This window comes from Pseudohalioglobus sediminis, from assembly GCF_008370495.1.
Taxonomy (GTDB): domain Bacteria; phylum Pseudomonadota; class Gammaproteobacteria; order Pseudomonadales; family Halieaceae; genus Halioglobus.
In genome coordinates this window covers 584,781-605,888 of sequence record NZ_VTUX01000003.1, presented here as the reverse complement: position 1 = coordinate 605,888, position 21,108 = coordinate 584,781, and the positions used below count along the sequence as shown (strand labels likewise).

The 21,108-nt window shown below is 59.4% G+C and carries 17 protein-coding genes; 9 read left to right on the top strand and 8 right to left on the bottom strand.

From position 1 onward, the window contains the following. Positions 1-47 precede the first annotated feature (47 nt). From F0M18_RS09370 to F0M18_RS09360, 3 genes are read right to left on the bottom strand one after another with little or no spacing between them, the layout of a single operon-like run. Positions 48-818, bottom strand: a complete 771-nt coding sequence (locus tag F0M18_RS09370) for an amidohydrolase (protein ID WP_149611132.1) — start codon at positions 816-818, stop codon at positions 48-50. Then, positions 806-1,957, bottom strand: coding sequence for a methionine aminotransferase (locus F0M18_RS09365; protein WP_394349395.1), 1,152 nt, complete (start codon positions 1,955-1,957; stop codon positions 806-808). Before F0M18_RS09365 ends, F0M18_RS09370 begins: the two co-directional genes overlap by 13 nt. After that, a complete protein-coding gene (locus tag F0M18_RS09360; protein WP_149611131.1) occupies positions 1,954-2,430 on the bottom strand; it encodes an Lrp/AsnC family transcriptional regulator in 477 nt (158 codons plus the stop codon). Before F0M18_RS09360 ends, F0M18_RS09365 begins: the two co-directional genes overlap by 4 nt. Before the next feature lie 132 nt (positions 2,431-2,562). Here F0M18_RS09360 and F0M18_RS09355 point away from each other — a divergent pair, with 132 nt between their 5' ends. Both F0M18_RS09355 and F0M18_RS09350 read left to right on the top strand, forming a co-directional pair. Next, a complete protein-coding gene (locus F0M18_RS09355; protein ID WP_149611130.1) occupies positions 2,563-6,063 on the top strand; it encodes an indolepyruvate ferredoxin oxidoreductase family protein in 3,501 nt (1,166 codons plus the stop codon). Between the two features lie 18 nt (positions 6,064-6,081). Continuing rightward, positions 6,082-7,137, top strand: a complete 1,056-nt coding sequence (locus F0M18_RS09350) for a Glu/Leu/Phe/Val family dehydrogenase (RefSeq protein ID WP_149611129.1) — start codon at positions 6,082-6,084, stop codon at positions 7,135-7,137. A gap of 4 nt (positions 7,138-7,141) precedes the next feature. Here the strand turns inward: F0M18_RS09350 and F0M18_RS09345 are convergent, their stop codons facing one another. Next, a complete protein-coding gene (locus F0M18_RS09345; RefSeq protein ID WP_262500894.1) occupies positions 7,142-7,927 on the bottom strand; it encodes a queuosine precursor transporter in 786 nt (261 codons plus the stop codon). Next, complete coding sequence (locus F0M18_RS09340; protein WP_149611128.1) at positions 7,928-8,629, bottom strand: SDR family NAD(P)-dependent oxidoreductase; 702 nt, start codon at positions 8,627-8,629, stop codon at positions 7,928-7,930. A gap of 127 nt (positions 8,630-8,756) precedes the next feature. Between F0M18_RS09340 and F0M18_RS09335 the strand changes: the two genes are divergently transcribed. Together F0M18_RS09335 and aqpZ are read left to right on the top strand one after the other, a co-directional pair. Then, on the top strand, positions 8,757-9,239 hold the full coding sequence (locus tag F0M18_RS09335) for a 6-pyruvoyl trahydropterin synthase family protein (protein WP_149611192.1): 483 nt from the start codon (positions 8,757-8,759) through the stop codon (positions 9,237-9,239). 82 nt (positions 9,240-9,321) lie between these two features. Next, positions 9,322-10,014 (top strand): aquaporin Z, encoded by a 693-nt coding sequence (gene aqpZ, locus F0M18_RS09330; protein ID WP_149611127.1) that lies wholly within the window; start codon positions 9,322-9,324, stop codon positions 10,012-10,014. Between the two features lie 34 nt (positions 10,015-10,048). On the opposite strand, the gene prlC is transcribed toward aqpZ, so the two are convergent. From prlC to F0M18_RS09315, 3 genes are read right to left on the bottom strand one after another with little or no spacing between them, the layout of a single operon-like run. Further along, positions 10,049-12,070 (bottom strand): oligopeptidase A, encoded by a 2,022-nt coding sequence (prlC, locus tag F0M18_RS09325; protein ID WP_262500893.1) that lies wholly within the window; start codon positions 12,068-12,070, stop codon positions 10,049-10,051. Positions 12,071-12,124: 54 nt separating this feature from the next. Beyond that, the gene (thpR, locus tag F0M18_RS09320; RefSeq protein ID WP_149611125.1) at positions 12,125-12,670 is read right to left on the bottom strand and encodes an RNA 2',3'-cyclic phosphodiesterase; all 546 of its coding nucleotides are present in this window, start codon (positions 12,668-12,670) and stop codon (positions 12,125-12,127) included. After that, positions 12,670-13,998: a DEAD/DEAH box helicase gene (locus tag F0M18_RS09315; protein ID WP_149611124.1), complete on the bottom strand. Its 1,329-nt coding sequence runs from the start codon at positions 13,996-13,998 to the stop codon at positions 12,670-12,672. The genes thpR and F0M18_RS09315 overlap by 1 nt, the downstream gene beginning before the upstream one ends. A gap of 76 nt (positions 13,999-14,074) precedes the next feature. On the opposite strand from F0M18_RS09315, the gene F0M18_RS09310 reads away from it, so the two are divergent. The 5 genes from F0M18_RS09310 (at position 14,075) to F0M18_RS09290 (ending at position 21,108) form a co-directional block, all read left to right on the top strand. Next, positions 14,075-16,210 carry a cation:dicarboxylate symporter family transporter gene (locus F0M18_RS09310; RefSeq protein ID WP_188109661.1) on the top strand — a complete coding sequence of 712 codons (2,136 nt, stop codon included), beginning with the start codon at positions 14,075-14,077 and terminating at the stop codon, positions 16,208-16,210. Positions 16,211-16,291: 81 nt separating this feature from the next. Further along, the gene (locus F0M18_RS09305) at positions 16,292-18,178 is read left to right on the top strand and encodes a metallophosphoesterase (RefSeq protein WP_149611122.1); all 1,887 of its coding nucleotides are present in this window, start codon (positions 16,292-16,294) and stop codon (positions 18,176-18,178) included. Positions 18,179-18,203: 25 nt separating this feature from the next. After that, a complete protein-coding gene (locus tag F0M18_RS09300) occupies positions 18,204-19,550 on the top strand; it encodes an NTP/NDP exchange transporter (protein ID WP_149611121.1) in 1,347 nt (448 codons plus the stop codon). Between the two features lie 2 nt (positions 19,551-19,552). Next, positions 19,553-20,524, top strand: coding sequence for a quinone oxidoreductase family protein (locus F0M18_RS09295; RefSeq protein ID WP_149611120.1), 972 nt, complete (start codon positions 19,553-19,555; stop codon positions 20,522-20,524). After that, complete coding sequence (locus F0M18_RS09290; RefSeq protein WP_149611119.1) at positions 20,521-21,108, top strand: GNAT family N-acetyltransferase; 588 nt, start codon at positions 20,521-20,523, stop codon at positions 21,106-21,108. The genes F0M18_RS09295 and F0M18_RS09290 overlap by 4 nt, the downstream gene beginning before the upstream one ends.

Genomic DNA, 21,108 nt, shown 5'->3' with positions numbered 1-21,108 from the left:
ACACAGTTGATAGGACTGTGCGTTGGGCGTGCAGTTCACGCTGGTATTCAGTCTAGTTGAAATACATCGGCGTCGCGATGCGCTGGAAAACGCTGTCGGTATGCCTCGAGTTGAGCTGCGGATAGCGTCACGCTGGTGGTGGCGGGCTGGTCCAGCAGGTCTGCCATAATGTCGCCCTCCGGCCCGATCGCCAGGCTGTCGCCACTGTAGTGCAGGCCATTGGCGTCGTCGCCTATCCGGTTTACGCCGATCACGTAAGCCAGGTTTTCAATGGCACGGGCGATAAGCAACTGGCGCCAGTGCGCCCGTCTCGCGGCAGGCCAGTTGGCAACGTACAGAGCGAGGTCATAGTCGTTGCGATTGCGGCTGAAGACCGGGAAGCGCAGGTCATAGCAGACCTGTAACAGTATGCGCCACCCCCGCCAGTTGACAACGACGCGCGCTTTTCCGCCCTGGTAGCGCTTGTGCTCGCCAGCCATGCGAAAGAGGTGGCGTTTGTCGTAATGGTGGCATGCCTCTGGCGTGGCGAACAGCATGCGATTAAATACCTGCTCGCCATCGCGAACAGCGATACTGCCGGTTATGGCGCAGTCCAGTCGCCGTGCCTGTCGCTGCAGCCACTGCTCGCTGGGTCCGCCGGGGGCTTCTGCGTTGGCGACCGCATTCATGGAAAAACCGGTGGTGAACATTTCCGGTAGCACGACCAGGTCAGGGCGTTCTGTCATTGCATCCAGTGCGTCGGCTATATGGTCGCGGTTTTCGGCGGGGCTCTCCCAGGCCAGTTCGCGCTGGACCAGGCTCACTTTCATATCTTGCATAGTCTTTCCGCAGCCTCCAGCAGTACCTCTTCGCGCTTGGCAAAGCAGAAACGCAGTACCTGCTGAGCGGGTGGTTTCCGGTAAAAAACGGATATGGGAATCGAGGCGATGCCGACTTCTTCGGTCCACTGCTCGCACAGCTGCAGGTCAGGCAAGTCACTTATTTCACTGTAGTCCAGCAATTGGAAGTAGGTGCCCCGGCTCGGGGTTAGCCGGAAACGCGAAGCGGCCAGGGCGGAGCAAAACATGTCCCGCCGTTGCTGGTAGTCTGCGGCCAGTTGGGCCGGATATTGCGGCTCAGCCTCGAGAAAGCGGGCCACAGCCTGCTGAACCGGCGTGACAGCGACAAAGGCGACGAACTGGTGAACCTTGCGCAACTCGGCACTCAGGCCCGCCGGCGCCACGCAATACCCCGTTTTCCATCCGGTTACACTGAAAGTCTTACCAAAGGAAAACAAGGCGAAGGCACGCTCGCGCAGGCCGGGGTACTGTAATACGCTGCGGTGCTGGTCACCATCGAACACCAGGTGCTCATATACCTCATCCGAACACACCAGCAGGCCATGTTCTTGCGACAGGGTTTCCAGCTGCCTGAAGTCATCATCAGACCAGATCGTCCCAGTGGGATTGTGCGGCGTGTTGATGATGATCATGCGGGTGCGCGCGGTGATGGCATCAGCGATGGCATCCCAGTCGGGCGCGAAGCTCTCCGCCGATAGTGCCACGTGCACGGGGTGGCCGCCGGCCATGGTGATCGAGGGTGCGTAGGAATCGTAGCTGGGGTCGAGAACGATTACCTCATCACCGCGGCCCACGCAGGCCATGATCGTGCAGAAAATACCCTCGGTGGCACCCGGCAGCACGGTAATCTCAGTCTCGGCATCGGCGGTGACACCGCGATGCAGATGCAACTGCAGAGCCAGTTGCTCGCGCAGGGAGGGCAGGCCGGTCATGGGAGCATACTGGTTGTGGCCCTCCATCACTGCCTCCGCCAGCGCTTCGCGCAAGGCCAGTGGCGCATCGAAGTCGGGAAAACCCTGCGACAGGTTCAGGGCATTATGTTGCGCCGCCAGTGCTGACATACGGGAAAAAATCGTGGTACCCACGTCTGGTAGCTTGCTGTGCAGGAGGGGGCTCACAATTGGCTGTCCAGTGGCAGTTCGGTGGTGTTCTTGATTTCAGTTACTGCCATATGGGAGTGCAGCTCGCGTATCGATGGGCTCGCGGTAAGCGTGTTGCGCACAAATGCTTCATAGTGGCGAATGTCCCGCGTGACGATTTTCAGCATGTAATCCCAGATCCCGGTCATCGTATAACACTCTATCACTTCGGGATGGCCGACGATCTCCCGTTCGAATTCAATCAGGTTCTGCCGTCCTGTAGAGGTGAGGTTGATGGTAGCAAACACCACCACGTCCATTCCCAGGGCTGTGCGATCAAGTAATGCGACGCGACCGCGAATCAGGCCGTCCTGCTCCATCCGATTGATCCGGCGCCAGCACGGAGACTGGGAAATATTGATCTTCTCCGCGATGGCCGCGGTGCTCGTGGTGGCGTCCCGCTGCAGCAGCCTGAGGATGCCGACATCCTGCTTGGTGAGAGAATAGGTCAAATTAGCCTCCAAATGGCCTAACTAAGACTTAAATATGCATTTATAGCCGTGAATTCGGCTTAAATCAAATAACAATTTCGCCCCGGTTCAACCACACTTCCCCTTATAAAAATTGATGGTGGTGAAGAGACGATGGGTTCAGACCAAACTGCAAAGCTGCGTAAAATCTCGCTTGATGACAAATATGCGCTCGACGCCACGCGCGCTTACATGACCGGCATTGAGGCGCTGGTGCGCCTGCCCATGTTGCAACACCAGCGCGACCAGAACCGCGGCTTGAATACCGCTGCTTTTATCTCCGGTTACCGCGGTTCGCCGCTGGGCACGGTTGACCAGGCCATGTGGAAAGCCAAACCCTGGCTGGACAAGCACAACGTCCACTTTCAGCCGGGCCTGAATGAAGACCTCGCCGCCACGGCGGTATGGGGCAGCCAGCAAACCAACTTGTTCGAGGGCGCCAGGTACGACGGCGTATTTGGCATGTGGTACGGAAAAGGCCCCGGCGTTGATCGCTCCATGGACGTTATCAAGCATGCCAATGCGTTCGGCACGTCGCGCTTTGGCGGTGTGCTGGCTGTCGCCGGTGACGATCATGCCTGCAAGTCCTCGACCCTGCCCCACCAGTCAGAGCATATGTTCATGGGCGCCTCGGTGCCCGTGCTCGCGCCGGCAAATGTGCAGGAAGTGCTGGACCTGGGCGTCTTTGGTTGGGAGTTGTCCCGCTACAGTGGTTGCTGGGTCGCCTTGAAAGCCATAACCGAGAATATGGATTCGGCGATATCAGCGGACATTGACCCGAATCGCATCCAGATTGTCACCCCCGAGGACTTTCAACTGCCAGCGGGCGGCGTGCACGCGCGCTGGCCCGACAAGCCCCTGGAACAGGAGTTGCGTCTCAACAAGTACAAGATTTATGCCGCCCGCGAGTTTGCTCGCGTCAACGGGCTGAACCGCATTGTCCTGGACAGCGCCAATCCACGCTTCGGTATTGTTACCTCCGGCAAGGCCTACCTGGACGTTATGCAGGCGCTGGAAGATATGGGGATTGATGAGGCTGTCGCCTCGGAGATCGGTTTGCGTGTCTACAAGGTAGGTATGCCCTGGCCGCTGGAGCCGCGGACCACGGCCGCATTTGCTGACGGCCTCGAGGAAATCCTGGTAGTGGAGGAGAAGCGCTCCGTCATTGAGGATCAAATGACCGGTCAGCTATATAACTACGCCGTTGGCTCGCGCCCGCGGGTGGTGGGCGAGTTTGACGAGAAGGGACGCGATCTGCTGCCGAACCTGGGTGAACTGACCCCCGCCATTGTCGCCCTGGCTATAGCCAGTCGAATACGCCGCTTCTACCAGTCGGAAACCATGGACCAGCGTATCCGCTGGATCGAAGAGAAAGAGACCTCGCTGGCAAAGCCACGTGAAAGCATTGAGCGCGTACCGCATTTCTGCAGTGGCTGTCCGCACAATACTTCCACCCGGGTGCCGGAAGGCAGCCACGCCATGGGTGGTATTGGCTGCCACTACATGGCGACCTGGATGCCTGATCGCGACACCTTCACCTTTACCCAGATGGGCGGTGAGGGGGCGACATGGATAGGCCAGGCGCCGTTTACCGAAACGACGCATGTGTTCCAGAACCTGGGCGATGGCACGTATTTTCACTCCGGCATTCTCGCCATCCGCGCGGCGGTCGCAGCGGGGGTGAATATCACCTACAAGATCCTCTATAACGACGCGGTGGCCATGACCGGCGGCCAACCCATCGATGGCTCGCTTTCGGTAGCTGACCTGCTCCTGCAACTGCGGGGGGAGGGTGTGCGCCGCATTGCCCTGGTAAGCGATGAGCCGGAACAATGGCGAGGCCAGTTCCGTGACACCCCCGGGTACACGCTGCACCACCGTGATGAAATGGACGCGCTGCAGCGAGAACTACGCGAGTTCACTGGCACGTCAGTCATCATTTACCAGCAGACCTGTGCCGCCGAGAAACGCAGGCGCCGCAAGAAGGGCAGGCTGGAAGATCCCGCCAAACGCCTGTTTATCAATGACGAGGTCTGTGAGGGCTGCGGGGACTGCAGCCTCAAGTCGAACTGCCTGTCAGTGTTGCCGAAGGAAACACCACTGGGTCGCAAGCGGGAAATCGACCAGAGCGCCTGCAACAAGGATTACAGCTGTGCCAAGGGCTTTTGCCCGAGCTTTGTGACCGTGATCGGGGGGCAGCTGAGACGTCCCAAGGCTGACCTGGGTGATGTGACGGCCGTGTTCGATCCGTTGCCGGAACCGCAACTGCCCTCGCTGGAGCGGCCCTGGAACACGGTAGTCACCGGCGTGGGTGGCACCGGCGTGCTCACGATTACTGCACTGGTGGCAATGGCAGCGCATATCGAGGGCAAGGGCTGCGCCACCATGAACCAGACCGGCCTGGCGCAGAAGTTCGGCGCCGTGGTAAGCCACGTGCGTGTCGGTGAAGACCAGGAAGACATCAAGGCGGTGAGGATTCCGGCCGGAGAGGCGGACCTGTTGATCGGTTGCGACCTCGTGGTGGCGTCATCCTACGAGGCGATGGGCAAGGTCGCCCAGGGGCGCAGCCATGCGGTGGTGAACTCCGCCGAGGTGCCGACATCCGCCTTTATCCTTGACCCGGACGCAAAGTTTCCCGCGGGGGCAATGCATGACAAGGTCGCCAGCGAGGTGGGCGAGGAGAACTGCTTCTTCATCGACGCTACCCGTGTAGCCACGCAATTGCTCGGCGACTCCATCGCCAGCAACCTGTTCTTGCTTGGCTTTGCCTGGCAGCGCGGGCTGGTGCCGGTCTCGGCAGCTGCGCTGGAGCAGGCCATCGAACTCAATGGTGTTGCAGTCGATTTCAACAAGAAAGCCTTTCTCTGGGGACGTCGCTACGCGCACCAGCCCGATGCCGTGCTGGGATTGCTTGACGCACCCAGGACAGAGAGCAGTGAACAGACACTGGACGAGTTGCTGGCAGACCGGGTGTCCAGGTTGAGCCGCTACCAGAACGCAGCGTATGCCGAGACATATCGGCAAGCGCTTGATGCATTGCGTCAGGCAGATCCGCGTGCGGAGGAGGCCGCGTCCATTACCCGCACCGCTGCCCGCCAACTGTATCGATTGATGGCCTACAAGGACGAGTACGAAGTAGCGCGGCTGTATTCCGATGGCGAGTTTCGGCGCAAGCTTGAAGAGAAGTTTGAGGGCGATTTTGAGCTGCGCTTCAATCTGGCACCACCGCTATTGGCGGCACGTGACCCACAGACAGGTGAGTTACAGAAGCGTGAGTTCGGGCCATGGATGCAGACGGCATTCAGCTGGCTTGCCCGCCTGCGCGTCCTGCGCGGTACACCGCTGGACGTGTTCGGCTACACCGACGAGCGTAAGCAGGAGCGCCAGGACATTGCTGATTACAGGGCTTTGCTGGATGACGTAATGGCTGAGCTGAAGCCTGACAACTATGACACGGCAGTTGACCTGGTGGCGTCGGTGAAACAGCTGCGCGGCTTTGGTCACGTGAAAGATCGAAATCGGGAGAAAGTGCAACAGGCACAGCAGCAGTTGTGGCGCCGTTTTCGTGGCCAGGACAGTGGCACAGAGAAGGTGCGCTTCGTCAACGCCGCCTAGAATAACAGGAGAAAAACTATGTCGATCTTTGATGCCGAGTCTTTTGACGGACACGAACTGGTGACTTTTGGCCGTGAGCAGAAGTCTGGTTTACGGGCGATAATTGCCGTTCACAATACGGCCCTTGGGCCAGCCGTGGGTGGCTGCAGGATGTACCCCTACGCCTCTGATGAGTCGGCGCTGGATGATGTATTGCGCCTGTCCCGGGGCATGACTTACAAATCCGCCCTGGCCGGTCTCCCGTTCGGTGGCGGAAAGTCGGTGATCATTGGCGATCCGCGCAAGGACAAGACGCCCGAATTGATGCGCGCCATGGGTGAGTTTGTGCACTCGCAGGGTGGGCGCTACGTTGCCGCAGAGGATTCCGGCACCAGTGTCGCTGATATTCGCCTGATGTCGGAGCGCACGCCGCACGTCAGTGGTCTGCAGCAAAACGAATTTGGCGGTGACCCGTCGCCGAGCACGGCATGGGGCGTGTTTCTGGCAATAAGAACTGCAGTGCGGCACCGGCTGGGCGAGGACAGCCTTCGCGGGCTGCGCGTTGCGGTGCAGGGCCTCGGCAACGTGGGCTACTACCTGTCAGGATACCTTGCCGAAGCCGGCGCGGTGGTGCTGGGTTGTGACATCGATCCCGGGAATTTGCAGCGAGCGGTCGATCAGCACGGGGTTATACCGGTCTCCACAGACAGCATACTGGCCACTGCCGCGGATGTGTTTGCGCCGTGTGCGCTGGGAGCCGTGCTCAATGCTCGCACGATCCCGACCCTGCGCGCCGGTATCGTTGCCGGTGCCGCCAATAACCAGCTGGCGACGGCAACCGACGGCGAGCGCCTGCAGGAGCGGGGCATACTGTATTGCCCTGACTTTCTTGTTAACGCGGGTGGCATCATCGATGTGCACCATCAACGTATTGGTTCGCAGGCCGGTGACAAGCGCGCGCACATCGCGCGTATTGAGCAGACCTTGCAGCAGGTGCTGGCAAGGGCGGACAGCTTACGTCTCTGCACTCACGTTATCGCTGAGCAATTGGCGCGCGACATCATCGATACCGCCGCCCGGGCTGTCGCCGCCTGAACTGTCAGGGCCCGGCTTCAGCCCCGCCCGGAACGGCAATCTCGCCAGGTTGCAGGTGCAGGTAACGGCGCAGGTAATGTACCCCGAGATAGAATGGGCCGGTATCAAGCAGGGCCACCGTTGCCTTGAACAGGTAGTTGCTGCCGATGAGTACCAGCAGGGTCTGCATGGCCATTTCCCCACGCAGGAACGCGGCACCGAAGGTTACAGTGATGACCATGATGGAATCCACCATCTGGCTCATCAGGGTGCTGAAGTTGTTGCGTATCCATAGGTACTTACCCCGGGTAACGCGCTTCCAGAAGTGGAACAGCTGTACGTCGCAGTATTGCGCTGCGATATACGCCAGCATTGACGCAAACACGGCGCCGGACGTTGTGGCATAGATCAGCTGGTACAGCCCCACAGTTTGCTCCACGATCTCACCATTGGGTAACGCCACCGGCGCCGCGAGCTGCAGAATCTGCCACGGCGGCATATTGCCTTCGGGTACGGCGGGCAGGCTGTTGCCGAGGAGCAGTACGCCAAGAATGAGAAAATTGAGTCCAAGGCCCACACTAACGAGAAAATTGGCGCGTGCCTTGCCATACAGCTCGCAAATCAGGTCCGTGCACAGAAAGGTCAATGGGTAGGGCAGCACGCCTACCGCCAGGGCCATCGGCCCGAGTTGTACGAAGCGGGTGATGCCGATGACGTTCAGCAGGGTCATGGCGCAGAGAAAGGTGCCTGCCAGCACCAGGAATACTCTCTCGCGCCGTTCCTGCAAATGATCGCGTTCCGTTGCGGGCACTCAGCTTTCCCTCTGGCCGAGATTGGCGTGTAACACGGCGCCGTTGATAACCGGATGATGGTGAACCCAGTGGATCAATTCGGCGATCTCCGTCGGCTGCACCAGGCGGTTGAAACTGTTCATGCTGGCGATGCCGGCTTCGACTTCTGCATCGGTGCCAATGTGGGTGCGCAGCATTTCGGTGTCGGTGAAACCGGGGCAAACCAGCGCCGTGTGGATGCCTCGACCCATCAGGTCCTGGCAGGTCGCCCGCATCATACCCAACTGGGCGTGCTTGCTGATGACATAGCTATAGGAGTTGGCCACAGCCTTTTCTGACAGGGTAGAACCCACGTAAATGATGCTGGACCCGGTTTTCATGAGCGGCAGCAGGCCCTGGTTGAGACGATTGATGGCGACGATGTTGGTCTCCAGCACAGCCTGCAGGCTGTCGCTGCTGCAATCCTGCGCGGAATCCTTGAGCATCTGGCTGGCGTTGTGGACCAGGCACACCTGTTCCGCAACCTGCAGCGCATCCGTCAGTTGCGCGGTGCAGGCGCCCACGGACTCTGCGGAGGACAGGTCGCAGCCAAGGTTGTGCACGCCGTCCAGAGGGCAGGCACGTCGTGACAGGTTGAACACCGCGTAACCTGAGTCGATGAACAGCGCGGCCGTTTCCCTGCCGATGCCAACGCTGGCCCCGGTGATAATTGCTGCTTTCATATGGTTTCACCCTGCTAAAACCCGACAGAGTCGATGATTTGCCGCGGCTCGTCAAGCGTCTGCGCAATGCTTGCGCTGGTAGCGGGCAGGCGGGACAATGCAGGGCAACATAGCCAGCGAGTAGATGATGAAAGACTACAGGTCCCTGTACATCGGCAAAGAACGTCACAAGTTTTCTGCGGCCCACTTTACGATTTTCTCTGCCACCGAGCGTGAACGCCTCCACGGGCACAACTACACCGTCTCCGCCCGCTTCCTCGCCCCGATGGGTGACAACGGCTTTTCTGCCGACTACAACGTGTACAAGAACCGCCTCTCCACCCTGTGCGATGAGCTGGATGAATACATGCTGCTGGCTGCCAATTCGCCGCATCAGCAGATACGAGAAGATGGCGACTACTATCGCGTAATCTTCAATGGCGAGGAGATGCTTTTTCTCAAGAGCGACACCTTGCTGCTACCGCTGCGCAATGCCACGGTTGAGGAATTTGCGGGCTATCTGTTGCAGAAGCTGGTGGCTCTCTCGACGGGAGAGGACCTGAAAGAGATCGAGCTGTTTGTCGCCTCCGGGCCGGGCCAGAGAGCAGGAGCGCTGTGGCGCAGCAATTAGCGGGTTATGTGCTAGGCTGACAGTACTGCGTGGCGCATCGGTGCGTCGCTGTGAAAGATAACTATAAAGAGGCATCCCAGGCATGAGTTTAAGCAAGAAACTTGGCGCAGAATTTATCGGTACCTTCTGGCTGGTATTGGGGGGTTGCGGCAGCGCCGTGCTCGCCGCGGCCTTTCCGGATGTTGGCATTGGGCTGCTCGGTGTGTCACTGGCGTTTGGCCTGACCGTGCTGACCATGGCGTATGCCATCGGGCATATCTCAGGCTGCCACCTGAATCCCGCCGTTTCAGTGGGTCTGGTTATAGGCGGCAGGTTTTCCGCCGCTGAACTCGGGCCCTATGTGCTGGCACAGGTGCTGGGCGGAGTGGCTGGCGCAGCGGTACTGTTCCTGATTGCCAGTGGCCAGCCGGGCTTTGAGACGGCCGGTTTTGCCTCCAACGGCTTTGGTGAGCATTCCCCCGGCGGCTACAGTCTTACTGCGGCGCTGATATGTGAAGTCGTGATGACTTTCATGTTCCTGATTATCATCCTGGGCGCCACCGATGAGCGCGCACCGGCTGCACTGGCTCCCGTGGCTATTGGCCTGGGCCTGACACTGATACACCTGATCAGCATTCCGGTCACCAACACATCGGTGAATCCGGCCCGCAGTACCGGGGTGGCGCTGTTTGAGGGTGGCTGGGCGATCAGCCAGCTCTGGCTGTTCTGGGTCGCTCCGATCATCGGCGCGGCGCTGGCTGGCGTGGTGTATACATGGTTGGGTAAAGAGGACTGACCACACCTCGCGCCGCAGGGGCGGCCGCCACCCGTCAGGCGGCGATGCCACTGTGACGCAGTAGCGCCTCGATGGCGGGCTCCCTGCCGCGAAATGCGACAAAGGCCTGCATCGGGTCTTTAGCGCCGCCGACCTCCAGGATTTCCGTGCGGAAGGCCTCGCCGGCATCAGCGCTGAAGATGCCTTCTTCCTCGAAGCGGGAGTAGGCATCTGCCGACAATACTTCCGCCCACTTGTAGCTGTAGTATCCCGCGGCATAGCCTCCGGCAAAAATATGACTGAAACTGTTCTGGAAACGGTTACAGTCTGGTGCCGGGACGACACCCACCCGCGCACGCACCTGGTCGATCACACCCTGTATTGTGCCGGCGTCGCCGCCTGTCCAGTGCATGTGCAGTAAAAAGTCAAACAGGGAGAACTCGAGCTGACGGGCCAGTTGCATCGCTGACTGGAAGTTGCGCGCGGCCAGCATCTTCTCAAGCAATGCCTCGGGCAGTGGCTCTCCGGTCTGGTAATGACCGGAGATGAGCGCCAGCGCTTCAGGTTCCCAGCACCAGTTCTCAAGGAACTGGCTGGGCAGTTCCACGGCATCCCAGGGCACACCGTTGATGCCGGAAACGGCGGCAATAGTCTGGCGCGTCAGCATGTGATGCAGGCCGTGCCCGAATTCGTGGAACAGCGTGGTTAACTCGTTGTGTGTCAGCAGTGCGGGCTCGTCGCCCACCGGTGCTGTGAAATTGCATACCAGGTAGGCCACGGGTAGTTGCAACTCAGTGCCGCGCACTCGGCGCACCCGGCAGCTGTCCATCCACGCGCCCCCGCGTTTGTTTGCCCTGGCATAGAGGTCAAGGTAGAAGTGGGCGATCAGCTCCCCATCTCGCGACAGGTTGTAGAGCCTGACATCGGGATGATAGCTGTCGAACTCCGCCACCTCATCGACCTTTATCCCGTAAAGGCGTTCGACAATGGCGAACATGCCGGCAAGCGCCTTGTCAGCCGGAAGGTACGGCCGGATATCTTCCTGGGAAACCTGGTAGCGTTGTTGCTTGAGTTTTTCACTGTAGTAGGCGACATCCCAGGCCTGGACATCGCCAGCGCCATATTCCTGCTCGGCGAAGTCAAGTAACTCCGCCCACTCCTGCTGCGCCTGGGGGCGTGACTTCTCAGCCAGTTGTTCGAGGAATTCGATAACCCCTGCGGGGGTTTCCGCCATCTTGGTGGCCAGGGAAAGCTCAGCATAGTTGGCGAAGCCCAGTAGCGTGGCAAGCTCACGGCGCAGGTCCAGCGTTTCTACCATGGTGCCAGCGTTGTCCCAACTGCCTGCGTGAGGCCCCTGGTCCGACGCGCGGGTACAGTTGGCGATGTATACCTCACGTCGCAATTCGCGGTTGTCGCAATAGGTAAGCACCGGGTAGAACGACGGGAACTCGAGGTTGATCAGGTAGCCTTCCTTGCCGGCCTGTGCAGCAGCCTGCTCGGCCGCGGCCAGGGCGGTGTCTGGCAGCCCCTGCAGTTCTTCCCTGGTTACCACTTTAGACCAGGCGTTGGTTGCATCGAGGACGTTTTCGCCAAATTTGCTGCCGAGATTCGAGAGTTTCGCGCGCAGTTGCCCGTAACGCTGCTTGGCCTCATCAGGCAGGGCGACTCCGGCAAGGCGAAAGTCGCGCAGGGCATTGTCGACGGCCATGCGTTGTGCGTCCGAAAGTGGCGTATTTCCGGCGTCGTCGGCGATCTGTTGATAGGCCTGGTACAGCTTTTCGTGCTGCCCCATCCAGGTGCTGTATGCGGAAAGCAGGGGCAGGCAGGCGTTGTAGGCGGTGCGTAGCTCATCGCTGTTGCGAACGCTGTTCAGGTGCGAGACAGGTGAAAAAACGCGTGACAGCTCATCGTCCAGCTCTTCAATCGGCTGCAGCAGGTTCTCCACTGTAAACGGTTTGTCAGAGTCGAGTAGCCTGTCGATCTTCTGTTTGTTGCGCTCGATCAAACCACTGATGGTGGGCTCTATTTGCGCGGTATCGATATCACTAAAAACGGGAAGTTCTGTCAGGGAAAGCATGACATGCTCCATATTCTGGTAGGTCCGGGTGTCCTGGTTTGATCGTCTTGCTGTTCAGTCAGCGTGGCTATCAGCCGGGGCGAGGGGCCAGTTGGCCACTTCCTCATACTGCACCCCGTGCCTGGTGCTGCGCGATTGTAACAATGATATGTCTTCGTAGGGAAAATCAAAACCGGGTGGAGACGCCGGTGCCGGTGGCGGTTGCCGGCAGCCACGGAACAGGGTGATGTGTGGCCGAAAGCGCTGCTGCCTGCTCATTGCGCCTGCAGCACCTGCGCATCCGCGAAGGTGTGCCGACAGCCTCTCCAGTGCGCTGCTCCAGGTCGTGGGCCCAAGCCAGAAAATGCCCGGTTTTGGCCAGTACCCAACCTGGTCAAGTTTCAGGCTACCGCCCGGGAGATGTGCTGATCCGAGCAAATGGTCGACATTGTCGCAAAGCCCCTCCAGTCTGTGGGGGCTGACTTCACCCAGGAAGGCCAGGGTGCTGTGCAGGTTCTCCACCGGAACGGGCCTGCCCTGCGCAGTCAGGTAGGCATCGCGCCAGTCGGCGATGCGTCGCGACAACATCGGTTCCGGCAGCAGGGCAAAGAACAGACGCATCAGTCGTCTTTCGGCTTTTTCTTCATCAATGGCGCGAAGCCGTCACCCGTGAGCGTGGGCGGACCCTTGCGTGAGGGCTTACCCTGGTTCTTTTTGTTGCGTGCTCTGGACTTGCTCTTGTCGCCGGCTGGTTTGCGGCGCTTCTTGCTGCCGGCTGCCTTGCCCGAGGACTTCTGCTTTTTGGGCCCGCTGTAGCGCGCTTTCAGTCCCGGCAATGCCCGTGCCTCGAATCCGGTTTTCAGGTAGCGCTGGATACTGACCATCAGGTTCCATTCACTGGCGCTGACCAGTGTTATGGCCAGCCCGCTGGCGCCGGCGCGACCGGTTCGACCTGTCCGATGCAGATAGTCGTCGCCGCTGCGCGGTACATCGTAATTGACGACGAGGTCTATGTCCTTGACGTCCAGTCCGCGTGCCGCGACGTCGGAAGCGCAGACAATATCCAGCTTGTTGTCACGCAGCTGGGCGAGTACGTGCTTGCGTTCTTCCGTGGTCAGGTCACCGTGCAGGGCGCCGCTGCGTAAATCGTGGTGGGAGAGCAGCCCGGCCAGCCTTTGCGCCGTGCTGCGCTTATTGGCGAATACCAGCACCCGCCGGTAGCCACCTTTCTGCATAAGCGCCAGCAGCAGTTTGTCCTTGTGCTCACCGGAGTCAGCCAGTATGCGTTGGTGATGGATGCTGCTGTGTGGTTGCCTGACCGGGTTCAGGGTGACAGTCACCGGTTCCTGCAGGAGCTCGCGCGCCATAGCGCTGAGTCCGCGGTGCTGCAGGGTGGCGGAGAGCAGGATGACCTGGTGCGGCGCCTTGCAGAACCCGGCCACGGCAGCCACGTCATCGCGAAAGCCCATATCCAGCATGCGATCGGCCTCGTCCAGCACCAGCGTTTGCACGGACTCCAGGTCTGCGCTGCCTTTCTCGCAATGCTCAAGCAGACGGCCGGGGGTGGCGATGATGATTTCCGGGTTTTTACGCAGCAGCGCTCTCTGGTATTTGAAATCTGCACCGCCGGTAATGGCCTGGGCTCGCAACGGGGTTTTCTGGCACAGGTCACGGCAATTTTTCAGTACTTGCCGCGCAAGCTCACGGGTAGGCACCAGCACCACCGCCAGTGCGCCGGCGCTGCGATCAGGCCCGGCGCCGAGAATACGCTGTAATGTGGGTACGAGGTAGGCGAGCGTCTTGCCACTTCCGGTTTCCGCGGTGATCAGCAGATCCTTGCCGGCCAATGCGGTCGGGATGACGCGTTCCTGTACTTCCGTGGCCTGCTCAAAACCAAGGGCGGATATGCCCAGTCGCAATCCACGGTCAAGCTCTATCTCTGGCAGCACTGCCTTGCTTCTCCTGATTGGTGATCTGTTATCATCCTAGGGCAATTGATAAGGGAACAACAGTCCGTAGATGAGCTTGTCGGGAAGAATTCTGGTTGGCCTGGTGGTCGGTATCTTGACGGGGCTTTTCTTCGGTGAGCTGGTGGCTGACCTGAAAGTGCTGGGCGACATCTTCGTGCGCCTGCTGCAGATAACGGTACTGCCTTACATCGTTGCATCCCTGATCTCGGGAATTGGCCGTATGAGCATGGCTCATGCCAGGCAGTTGGCCGTGCGCGGTGGTCTGGTGCTGCTGTTCATCTGGATCATGGCGCTGGTGCTGATCTTCACGGCAGCGCTGGCTTTTCCCAGTATCGACGCGGCTTCGTTTTTTGGCAGTGCGGCACCGGTGGACCCCCGCCAGCCCAACCTTTATGACTTATACCTGCCGGCAAACATTTTTTACTCACTGAGCAATAACTTTGTCCCGGCCGTGGTCCTGTTCAGCATTCTTGTGGGTATTGCGCTGATCAGTATCGAGGAAAAAGACAGCATCCTGCACTTTTTCGATGGCATCGCCAAAACCATGTCCCGGATTAACAATATCGTGGTGCAACTGACCCCTTACGGGATCTTTGCTATTGCCGCTGCCGCCTCGGGAACCATGACCATCGAGGAACTGGGCCGGGTGCAGGTCTACCTGGTGACCTATGTCTGTCTCGCCGTACTGACCACGTTCTGGATCTTTCCCGGCCTGATTTCCGCTCTCAGCGGCATTCCCTTTGGCGAGGTATTTCGCACTTTCCGCGACCCGCTGGTGACGGCCTTTGCCACCGGCAACCAGTTCGTCGTGTTGCCCCAGATTGCAGCGAGTTGTAAGCAATTGCTGGCGCGACACGGGGCAGGGGATGAGCAGACAGACTCCGCTGTGGATATCCTGGTGCCGGTATCGTTCAACTTTCCCTCCCTGGGCAAGTTGCTGGTGCTGTTGTTCGTACTGTTTGCCGCCTGGTTTACTGATGTCGAACTGGACGCGGCCAACGGGTTTTTCCTTGCCTCGGCGGGCCTGTTGAGCCTGTTCGGCAGTATCAACGTGGCGGTGCCGTATATGCTGGACGCGCTGCGTATTCCCTCGGACATGTTTCAGCTGTTCCTGGTTACCGGCATCGTGGTGGGTCGTTTCGGCGCCATGCTGGCCGCCCTACACATTATCGTGCTCTCGATTCTCGGTGCACTCGCCATGTCCGGGCGCCTGCGTTTCTCGCTGCGGCTGTTTACCCGCTACCTGCTGCTGACTTTCATGGGGCTGGTGCTGATGGTGGCGGCACTGCGGGTCTACTTTGAGCTTTTTGTGCCGCCGCCACCGCCGCGCGAAGAGGTGCTCGCCAATGTGGAACTCTCCAGCCGCTGGATACCGTTTGAAGTCAGCACCACGTTACCGGAGATCACGCAGACCCAGCTATCCGGGTCGAGGGTCGATCACATTCTGCACAGCGGCATATTGCAGGTAGGCTACCGCCCGAACAACCTTCCCTGCAGCTATATCACGCCCCGGGGTGAGCTGGTGGGCTATGACGTGGAGATGGCGCAGGCACTCGCCGTTGACCTGGAGGTGGAACTGGAGTTCGTGCCATTCGAATACGACGATCTCGGTCGCATGCTGGCGGCTGGGGATATTGATGTGGCCATGTCCTGTATCGCCAGCCTGCCGGATCGGTTTGCCTATGCGACTTTTAGTGATCCCTATCTTACCCTTCGCCTGGGCTTTGTGATGCCGGACCATGAGCGTGCTCTGTTCATGGACCTGGACAAGCTGCGCGCCAAGACCGACCTGACGATTGCCCTGGTGAGCAGCCATTACCATGAAGAGCGCCTGAAACACCTGCTGCCGAACGTCAGCATTGTCATGCTGGAATCCGCAGAGGATTTCTTTACCGGCAGGAGCCAGGGCGCGGATGCCATGGTGCTGACTGTGGAAGAGGGCTCGGCTTACGCCTACCGTTATCCCCAGTACACGGTCGTTGGCTCCTCGCGAGAGATCGGTATACCGGCCAGCTATCCAGTACCCAAGGGCGACCTGGAAATGATGCAGTTCATGAATAACTGGATCCAGCTGAAACGCCTTGACGGGACTATCGACGCGCTCTACCAGTACTGGATGCTGGGCGGCGCCGCCAAGCAGAAGCAACCGCGCTGGTCGGTGATCCGTGACGTGCTGGGCTGGGTAGACTGACCGGACCAGCGAAAGGTGCCAATAGGCGCGATTAGCACTACACTTGCAGTGAATAGCCAGCCTGACCCGGGACATCGATCTATGCGCACAATATTCAACCTGGTTTTTTCCACCCTGATTTGCTTTCCCATCTGGCTGCACGCCTATGAAGTCGATACTTCATCGCGTGTGGTAGCGTTCGCCGACGTGCATGGCGCCTACGACGATTGGGTTGAACTGTTGCAGGAGGTGGGGGTTGTCGACGAGCAACTGAACTGGAGCGGTGGCACGACGCATCTGGTCTCGGTGGGCGATCTTGTTGACCGCGGGCCCGGTTCGCGTGCGGTGGTCGAATTGATGATGAAGCTCGATCAGCAGGCGGAACAGGCCGGTGGTGCAGTGCATATGACGCTGGGCAATCATGAAGTCATGGTGATGACCGGTGATCTGCGTTATGTCTCTGCCGAAGAATTTGCAGCTTTTGCCAGCGACGAAACCGCGGCCGATCGTGAACGCCTGTACGCGCAGTATCGCCAGTACAATCCGGGCGGCGCGGAGGCGGATGTGAAAGCGGCCTTTGACACCCAGTACCCGGACGGTTTTTTCGCGCTGCGCGAGGCCTATTCCCTGCAGGGGGAGCTGGGTGAATGGCTGATTCGGCAGCCGTTTATCATCAGGGTAAATGACAAGGTGTACATGCACGGCGGCATCGCCGCGGATGCTGCCGGCAAGTCGATCGACCAGCTCAACGAAGAACTGCAGGGTGAACTGCGAACATTCATGTCCACCATGGATGCGTTGCGTGAAGCCGGCGTCATGCCCTGGCACGTGGCCTACCATGACAGGCTGAACTTCCTGAATGCCAGAGTGGAGGAATTCGTTGCTGCTAATCCCGGCGAGCGCGCACCATGGTTTGCCGCTGTGCAGCAGGTTTTTGATGCCCAGGAAGCGTTTGTTTTCAGCCTCGACAGCCCCAACTGGTACCGCGGTACGGCGATGTGTCACCCGTTGTCTGAGTCGTTCAATACCGAGCGTTTCCTGAAGCGTGTCGGCGCCAGTCAAGTGGTGATGGGCCACACGCCGACGCGCGGAAAAGTGCATTCGCGAATGGATGGTTTGGCCATTCGCCTCGACACGGGCATGTTGAAAGCCGTTTACAAGGGGCAGGCATCGGCGCTGATTTCCAACGCTGGCGAAGATTACGTGCACTATCTGGGCGCGAACACGCGGGCGGCCCCGACCCCGGAGGCCACCAGCCTGAGCGAGAAACTGTCACGCATGAGCGATGCGGAACTGGAAGACTTTATGCGCACAGCGCCGGTGTCCCGGGTAGAGGCCATCGGTACCGGGATTACCAACCCCAAGCGTGTCACCCAGGAACGCGATGGCATGCTTAACGACGCCGTCTTCAAATATGAAGACACGCATCCGAACATGCAGAACAAGGCCAAATATGTCACCCGGAGTTTTAACGAGAGCGATCGTTACCAGTACGATGTCGCCGCCTACAAACTCGATCGCATGCTCGACTGGCAGATGGTGCCGGTGGCGGTGTTGGCAGAGGTAGAAGGCCAGAAGGGGGCGCTGTCGGACTGGGTGGAAAACTCCATCAATGAGCGGGACAGGCTCGAGCAGGACCTGCCGTTCGACAGTTACTGCAAGCAGTGGGAGCAGTACCGCCTGCGCTTTGTATTCGATATCTTGATTTATAACGACGACCGCAACCTGACCAACATTCTCTGGACCAAGGATGACTTCATGATGAAGTTTATCGATCACAGCCTGGCCTTCCGCTCGACGGAGCGGCGGCCGAAGCAATACCGTAAAGTCGATCTGGAGGTGTCAGACCTGTTGTACCAGCGACTGCAGGGTCTCAACAAACAGGCGCTCACCGAGCAGTTGTCACCGTACCTGCACCCGCGCCAGATCGAAGCGGTGTTGGCCCGGCGGGACCTGATCCTCAAGGAAGCCGTGAGAACCGGCAAGTAGGTCAGTAGCCAGGCTGGAATCCAATATGACAGATACCACCAGGCAAGGGTGGCTGAAGCGCACCCTTTTCCTGGGCGTTGAACTGCGCCCCGGAGAGGCAATTGGCGTGCTCGCCATGTTTGCCAGCTTGTTCCTTATCCTGCTGACGGCCTATTTGCTCAAGCCGGCACGTGAGATGCTGATACTCACGGAAGGCACGGCTGAGATACGTAGCTACGCGGTGGCATTGCAGGCACTCCTGCTGCTGGTATTCATACCGCTTTACAGCAAGTTCTCCCGTCGCTTCGACAGCTATCGCTACATGCAGATCGTGACGGCGGTGTGCGTCGTCACACTGCTCGGTTTCGCCGCCGCGGGAAAATCCGGGATGTCGATTTCGGTGGTCTATTTTGTCTGGCTTGGCGCCTACAGCGTGATGATCATCGCCCAGTTCTGGGCTTTTGCTTCCGAGTTGTACAGCCGTGAGGCCGGTGAGCGGCTTTTTGTTATCGTCGCCCTGGGGGCGTCACTGGGCGCCTGGGTCGGCTCCGCCATGTCCAGGGAGTTGGTCAATTACCTTGACGCCTATGGGCTGATGATAGCCGGCGCCATAACTCTGGCCCTGTCTGCGGTGCCGGCGAAGCGAGCGGGTGTTTCGGTGCCCGAGGCTTCACGGGGAGACACGGGGCGTGCCGAAACTGCCCAGACGTCGATATTTGCGGGTTTCCAGCTCGTTATCAGTCGCCGCTACCTGTTGTTGATGGCAGCATTTGTGATCATGCTCAACCTCGTCAATACCACGGGTGAGTACCTGCTCTCGGCGATCCTTGAAGATCTCTACGCCCAGGGCAGCGCCGCTGGCACTATCGATGTTGACAAGGGTACCTATGTCGGGCGCTTCTATGGCGGCTTCTATTTTCTGGTTAACCTGTTCGGTGTGCTCATTCAGTACTTCATCGTGTCCCGCCTGATTCGCTATGCCGGTTTCAGCTTCGCCTTTGCCTTGACTCCGCTGGTGGTTTTCCTGGGTTATGCCTCGCTGGCCCTGCTGCCTATAGTGGGGTGGTTTCGCTACTTTAAAGTGGTTGAAAACAGCCTTGACTACTCCCTGCAAAACACGGCGCGGCAGATGCTTTACCTGCCGCTGTCCCGGCAGGAGAAGTACGAGGCAAGGGCAGTTATCGACCCGTTTGGCCAGCGCATAGGTGACCTGCTGCAGGCAGGGTTGATATTTCTTGGTCTGCATGTGCTGGGCTGGGCTGCAACAGAATTCATTCCGCTGGCGATGATCATGGCAGCAGGTACGCTGACGCTGGCATTGCTGATCATTCGCGAGCGCAACCGCCTGCTTGCCGAGCAACAGGGCAGAGCAGAGACAGAAGAAGGAGATTGAACATGGTGCGAGCAGTCAGAATCGAACAAACCGGCGGGCCCGAGGTCATGCAGTTTGCAGACGTGCCCCTGGAAGCTCCCGGTGCTGGCATGGTGACCGTGCGGAATCACTGTATTGGCCTGAACTACATCGATACCTATCACCGCAGTGGCCTGTATCCTTTGCCGCTGCCCACGGGTCTGGGCCTGGAGGCGGCGGGGGAAGTGGTCGCCGTCGGGGAGGGGGCTGACTTGCGCATCGGTGATCGCGTCGCCTACTGTTCCGCGGGTTTCGGTGCCTACTCAGAAGCGATCAACCTGCCGGCGGCGCGCCTGGTCAGGGTGCCGGAAGGCATCACTTTTGAGCAGGCCGCCGCCTGCCTGTTGAAGGGCCAAACCACCGAATACCTGCTACAGCGAACGTATCCGCTGCAGGCGGGTGAGACCTGCTTGTTTCATGCCGCCGCCGGTGGCGTGGGATTGTTGTTTGGGCAGTGGGCCGCGAGTATCGGCGCCACGACGATAGGCACCGTGAGCACCGCAGAAAAGGCGGCGCTGGCACGGGCTCATGGCTACACCCATGTGATCAATTACAGTGAGGAAAACGTCCTCGAGCGTGTGCTCGAGATCACTGGCGGTGAGAAATTGCCCGTCGTCTACGACGGCGTCGGCAAGGATACGTTTTTCCTGTCGCTTGATTGCCTGCAGCCACGTGGTCTCATGGTGAGTTTTGGTAATGCATCAGGTGCTCCGGATGCGCTGGATCTGCAGGAACTTTCCATGCGTGGCTCCCTGTACATCACCCGACCCACCATGCTCAGTTATACCGCGACTACTGACGAATTGCGCCAGAGCAGCGACGACCTGTTTACCAGGGTGCTGTCGGGGGATGTGCGTGTAGAGATTAACCAGCGCTACGCCCTGGCTGATGTGCAGCAGGCCCATCGCGACCTGCAGGCGCGCAAGACAACCGGTTCGACGATTCTCATTCCGTGATAGAACTCAATGTTAAACCGGTAGTGCTCGAGGGTGAGGCGGTGCGTCTCGAACCGCTGGGCCAGAATCACGCCCAGGGGCTGTACAGTCGCGGCCGTTTCGAACCTGACTGGCAATATATGCCACGCGCCTGTTTTGTCGATGCTGCCGATGTGCGCCACTGGATCGACGATGCCTTGCAGGCTGAAGCGCAGTTGCCGTTTGCCATTATTGAACGCGCCAAGGGCAGGGTGGCGGGCAGTACGCGCTATCTCAATATTCGCCCCGCGCAGCGCTCGCTGGAGATCGGCTGGACCTGGCTCGGCCAGGATTACCAGCGCACGGTGGTGAATACTGAGGCCAAGCTGTTGTTGCTGGCCCACGCTTTTGAACACCTCGGCTGTATTCGAGTTGAATTCAAGACTGATGCCCGCAACCTGCGTTCACAGCAGGCGCTGGAGCGCATCGGTGCGGTGCGTGAGGGCGTGCTGCGACAGCATATGATCGTGCAGGGTGGGTATCGCCGGGACTCGGTGTACTTCAGCGTGATCGATACAGAATGGCCGCAAGTGAAACAGCGGCTGCAGGCGGCCTGCAACCGCTGA